At 68.5% G+C, this 4,721-nt stretch carries 7 protein-coding genes; 3 read left to right on the top strand and 4 right to left on the bottom strand.

Translation table 11 applies throughout. The features are described from left to right. Window positions 1-261: 261 nt before the first annotated feature. Together AB0B89_RS34990 and AB0B89_RS34985 are read right to left on the bottom strand one after the other, a co-directional pair. Window positions 262-999 carry an SRPBCC domain-containing protein gene (locus AB0B89_RS34990; RefSeq protein WP_358561631.1) on the bottom strand — a complete coding sequence of 246 codons (738 nt, stop codon included), beginning with the start codon at window positions 997-999 and terminating at the stop codon, window positions 262-264. A gap of 1 nt (window position 1,000) precedes the next feature. Next, the gene (locus AB0B89_RS34985) at window positions 1,001-1,624 is read right to left on the bottom strand and encodes a helix-turn-helix domain-containing protein (protein ID WP_358561628.1); all 624 of its coding nucleotides are present in this window, start codon (window positions 1,622-1,624) and stop codon (window positions 1,001-1,003) included. Between the two features lie 198 nt (window positions 1,625-1,822). On the opposite strand from AB0B89_RS34985, the gene AB0B89_RS34980 reads away from it, so the two are divergent. Beyond that, window positions 1,823-2,506, top strand: a complete 684-nt coding sequence (locus AB0B89_RS34980) for a 3'-5' exonuclease (protein ID WP_358561625.1) — start codon at window positions 1,823-1,825, stop codon at window positions 2,504-2,506. Continuing rightward, the gene (locus AB0B89_RS34975; RefSeq protein ID WP_358561622.1) at window positions 2,503-2,643 is read left to right on the top strand and encodes a hypothetical protein; all 141 of its coding nucleotides are present in this window, start codon (window positions 2,503-2,505) and stop codon (window positions 2,641-2,643) included. Before AB0B89_RS34980 ends, AB0B89_RS34975 begins: the two co-directional genes overlap by 4 nt. 18 nt (window positions 2,644-2,661) lie before the next feature. On the opposite strand, the gene AB0B89_RS34970 is transcribed toward AB0B89_RS34975, so the two are convergent. Continuing rightward, window positions 2,662-2,865, bottom strand: a complete 204-nt coding sequence (locus AB0B89_RS34970; protein WP_358561619.1) for a hypothetical protein — start codon at window positions 2,863-2,865, stop codon at window positions 2,662-2,664. A gap of 194 nt (window positions 2,866-3,059) precedes the next feature. Then, a complete protein-coding gene (locus AB0B89_RS34965) occupies window positions 3,060-4,058 on the bottom strand; it encodes a hypothetical protein (RefSeq protein WP_358561616.1) in 999 nt (332 codons plus the stop codon). A gap of 421 nt (window positions 4,059-4,479) precedes the next feature. Here AB0B89_RS34965 and AB0B89_RS34960 point away from each other — a divergent pair. Further along, on the top strand, window positions 4,480-4,721 hold a 242-nt coding region (locus tag AB0B89_RS34960), incomplete at its 3' end, for a hypothetical protein (protein WP_358561614.1).

Raw genomic sequence — 4,721 nt, 5'->3', positions numbered from 1 at the left:
GCATGCGGTTGGCGGCGTGCTCGGCGCTGTGCTCGAACTCGTGGAACCGTTCCTCGCTCTCCCAGTCGCTGACGATGTAGTAGATGCCGTCCTCGGCCGCGCGGCTCGGCCGCCTGGGAGTCCTCGCCGGAGGGCTGACCCTCGTCGACGCTCTGTGGGTTGGTGCTCTCATCCATTGCCATGTGACCTTCGGTGGCGCGTATCGCGGTGACTCTGGTGGGCCGGCTGGCCGCCGCCCTGGTCGGTGGAGAGCGGGTCGTACTAGGCGAAGAGCTTGGCGAGCCAGCTCTGCCAGGCCTGCTCGGTCTCCTTGGGGTCGGCTTCGTCGGTGAAGATGTGGTGGCCGATCACCACCGTTTCGTGCATCCCCTTGATGAACCTGTAGAGCCCGTCGCCGGTGCGCACCCCGAGAAAGCCCGGGGCCACGTAGTCGGCGATGCCTTCGATCGGCTCGAACCCTTCGGGGGTCAGCCGTACCCGGTCGCCCTGGACGACCTCGCTCTCGATGCCGAGGCCGCGCTGGAGCACCTTCCACGCGGGTTCTCCCGCCTCGCTCGGACGGGCGCCGAAGACCACGAGCGCGAACTGGCCGGGGAAGTGGGTGAGGTATTGGTCAAGGGTGTGAAGGTACATGTCCCAGCCCTTGTTCAACGCGTCCAACTCGGCCTCCCAGCCGTCGCCGAGGACGCCACTCTGCACCAGGCGCAGCACCGTGCTGCCCTTGTCACGCCCCTCGACCACATACTCAAACGCCATGAACGTGCCGTCCTCGCCCTCTCCGCTGCGAAAGGCGAAACGCTTGCCCGGCTCCCAGGCGGTGATGGTGCTCTCCGCCGGGATGTCACCGAAGAAATGCCTGGTCTTGCCCTCGCCGGGCTCGATCTCGTTACGCCCCATGAACCAGGAGTCCAGACCCGGCCCGGTGGCGACCGCTTCCCATACCTGTTCCGCAGTCGCCCGCAGCACGATTTCCTTGCGCAACTCGAATGGGTGGGTCATCTTACGACTCCTTTATGTCAGAGACCTCTGAAATGTCGGATATCTCGGTTCGCAGCTGCGGGTGAAGGGCGACGATCACACGGTGGACACGGCCGCCCTCGGCGGTCTCGTCGTGGTATTCGCCGGCCAGCGCGGTGACGACCTCCGCCAGCTTCTCGGCGAAGGCGGCGCGGTCGGCGGCCGAGGCGAACCGCACGTGCCCGTCGATCGCGAACGTGGCCACCTTCTTGCGGGCCTTGGAGGCGCCGGTGACCAGCTCGCCCACGTCGCGTACCAGCCGGGAGGCGACGGCCAGCAGCCAGCGCGCCGATAACTGGTCGGGGGAACGGGCGGGGTCGGGGGCCACCGCGGCCAGCGCGACCGGCGAGATGACGTACGACGCCGCGGTGGCGGCCATCACCCGTTCGATGGTGTTGCCCTTGCGGCGCTCCTCCACCAGCTCGACCAGGCCGTGCCGCTCCAGGGCCTTCAGGTGGTAGTTCACCTTCTGCCGCGGCATGCCCAGCTTGGCGGCCAGCATCGTGGCCGACGCCGGCCGGGCCAGCTCGGCCAGCAACCGGGACCGCACCGGATCGAGCGAGGCCTCCGCCGCCGCCGGATCTTCGATCACCGCCACTTCGAACATGCTCCAACGTTCTCACCGACAATGCGAGTTGTCAAGACTACTCAAGTTGTCGGTGGGAGGTCTCACCTGGAAAGATGGGGTGGTTAAGGGGGCGCTCGGATCGGTGACGGCGGCCGGGGAAGACGATGACGGCTCACGAGAATTCACAGGGGCGGAATACCGGTTTAACCGAGACGTTATTCATCGTAAAGTCCGCTCATGGGGCCGGTATCGCAGTCGCCTGGTTATGCGGTTGTCGATGTGGAGACAACTGGATTTCGGACCTCAGAGAATGACCGAATAGTGGAAATCGGTCTCGTACATCTCGACCCTGCGGGCGAGGTCACCGGCGATTGGGCCACCCTGGTCAATCCGGAGCGCGACCTCGGCCCTGAGCATGTTCACGGCATAACCCTCGCCGAGGCAGAAAGGGCACCGACGTTCAAGGAAATCGCCGGCACGGTCGCCGCGCTGCTGCGCGGGCGCGTCGTGGCCGCGCACAATCTCCCGTTCGACGCCCGGTTCCTCGCCTACGAGTTCGGCCGCCTGGGAATCGGCGTGCCGCTGGACCACAGGCTCGGAGTCTGCACTATGACCTGGGCGGCCCATTTCCTGCCCGGCGATCCCCGTACCCTCGCGAGCTGCTGCGCCGTGGCCGGCGTCCCGCTCGACGGCCAGCACGACGCCCTCGTCGACGCGCGCGCAGCGGCCGGGCTCCTGCGCCACTACATCAGGCACGCGGGCCCGGTGCTTCCGTGGCGGCACCTGTTCGAGGCCGTACCGCCATGGCCGGAGCTGCCGGACCCGGGAACACCCTGGGTGCGGCGAACCACGCCCCCGCCCGCGACCTCCGCCGCCCGGACGGACGGAACGGCGGGCCGCGGACACCACGGGGAGGCATGACCCCCAAGACGTTCACCCTGTTCTTCATCCCGCTGTTCCCCGTACGGACGAGGTACGGGACGCAGTGCACCTTCTGCGGGGCGTCCCATGACATCTCCAGGGACGAGGCGAACATGATCGCGGCATCAGCACGTTGAGGACGGCGGCCCGTACGGTCAGGCTGTCGGTTCTCGCCGCCGTGAGACGATGAGGCCGCCTGCCATGATCAAAGCGTAGGCCAGCAGCGGCCACCCCCACGGGCGGCGGGGCGACCACGAGTCGAGAAGGATGGCGGCGCCGCAGATGAACGTCGCGGCGGTGAGCAGCCATCCGGCGACGAGCCCTGGCCGGCGGCGATGACGCGTCAACAGGACCGCCAAGACGATCACCATCGCGATCCCGGGCCAGCCAAGGGCGATGAAGTCCAAGATCCCGCCCGAGGTGTCGGCCGGGCCACCGCGCAGCGCGTTGCCACACCCGCGTCACCCGGAACAACCGGCCGGTCTCCGGATCCGACCAGCCATGAGCGAACCCAGCGGTCCCGTCCGTGTGGGCCCCCGATGCCCCGGCCGACTCAGCGGCCGTGGGCCCAGATCAAACCGCTGCCGCCAGAAGGTGCCGCGCCGACCGCCCAGACGGAACCGCTCTCCGGCTGGATGGCGAGGTCACGGACGGACGCGTTCTGGTTCGGCGGAGCCGGAAAGGTGCCCGACTCGACACTATCGACGCCGATGTGCAGAAACCCGCTGCCTCCGCCCTTGGCGTCGTAGACGATCCAGGCCCCGCCTCTGCCGTCGGGCTCCGCCTGGGCGCGCGGCTGGATGCCCGGTTCACCACGGACCTCGAAGTTCCAGCCGCCCGGATAGCCGGACAGCAGCAAAGTCTCACCGCAGAAGGAGTGCTTCGCACCGCCGCACGGCCAGGCGACCCAGCCGACGGCCATCACCCGGCCGGTCTCACCGTCGACCGCGACATCCGTCAGCTCCGAGATCTGGCCCGAGTGTGCGGACGGAATCGCTGGGAGTGCGACCGCACGCCAAGCCGTGCCGGTCCAGCGGGCCAGAGCCGCCGTGCCCCGCACCGAGCCCGCCGCCCACGCGCCGTCGAGTCCTTTGACCACGATCGGCGTGTGGACCCCGCGCCACACCGACCCGGCCAGGCGCCGCAGCGTGGACCGCGCCTTCCACCCAGCGTTACCGGCCGACGGGAACGCGCTAGAGTCCTCGATGACCCACAGGTTCCTGCCGATGTCGTACGCCCGATCCACCCGGCCGTAGGGCCATCGCTTGACCTGCCAGTGCTTGCCGTCCCACCGGGCGTATCGCGACGCGCCGAACGCCCAGACCCTGGTGTCGGACGCCGACGTCAGCCGCTTCACCCGGAAGCCCGGCCCGGTGACACGCTTGAAGGTGGACCGGCCGCCCTTCAACAGGAGCGACTCGGCGCCGGTCGATCCGCGATCCGGACGCCTCGTCCCGGCGACCCAGACCGCCCCGCCCGGCGTCACCGTCACCGCGTCGTAGGAGTCGCGGCGGTCATTATGGACGACACTCCACGGACCGGCCGGCGCCATGGCGTGGGCGGCTGCCGGCCCCGTAGAGACGAGAAAGGCGACGGCTGCGGCGGTACCGCGAAACAATATTCCCATAAGGGTGAGACGCGCCTTTCGGAGGAAAAGTTGGCATGCCGGCGTGGCATGGGCCGGCGAGTCCATACACCGGCCATCACGGTGCCGCCGATGTGGGCGTCGACCACGTGGAGTTGCATGGTGGACGCGCCCTTGACTCGACCGGTCGGCCGCTATTCAGTGGGGGGCGCCAGTGTTCAATCAAGTGCGAATCTGGTGCTTTATGTGACACCTGGTCGACGGTGTCACCGCGCTGAACCAGACCCTTCTGAAGGGACCCCCCATGGCTCAAGGATCCGTTCCTCGACCGGCCTTCAGGAACCACAGACCGGCCCTCAGAAACCGCCGAGCAGGCAGGCTCCGCTCCATGGCGCTGGCCCTGCTCACCGTCATGTCCGTCGTGACCGTACTCGCCGTCCAGACGCCCGCCCTGGCGGCCGCGTCCATCACGATCAACGGCGGCTCGGGCGGCCGTACGCTCGACGGCGTGGGCGCGATCAGCGGCGGCGGAGGCAACAGCCGCCTGCTGATCGACTACCCCGAGCCCCAGCGCGGGCAGATCCTGGACTACATGTTCAGGCCCGGCTACGGAGCGGCCGTGCAGATCCT

The organism is Sphaerisporangium sp. NPDC049002 (genome assembly GCF_040649355.1).
In the GTDB taxonomy this organism is placed as follows: domain Bacteria; phylum Actinomycetota; class Actinomycetes; order Streptosporangiales; family Streptosporangiaceae; genus Sphaerisporangium.
The sequence above is the reverse complement of the archived record's forward strand: the minus strand, read 5'-3'. Positions and strand labels throughout refer to the sequence as shown.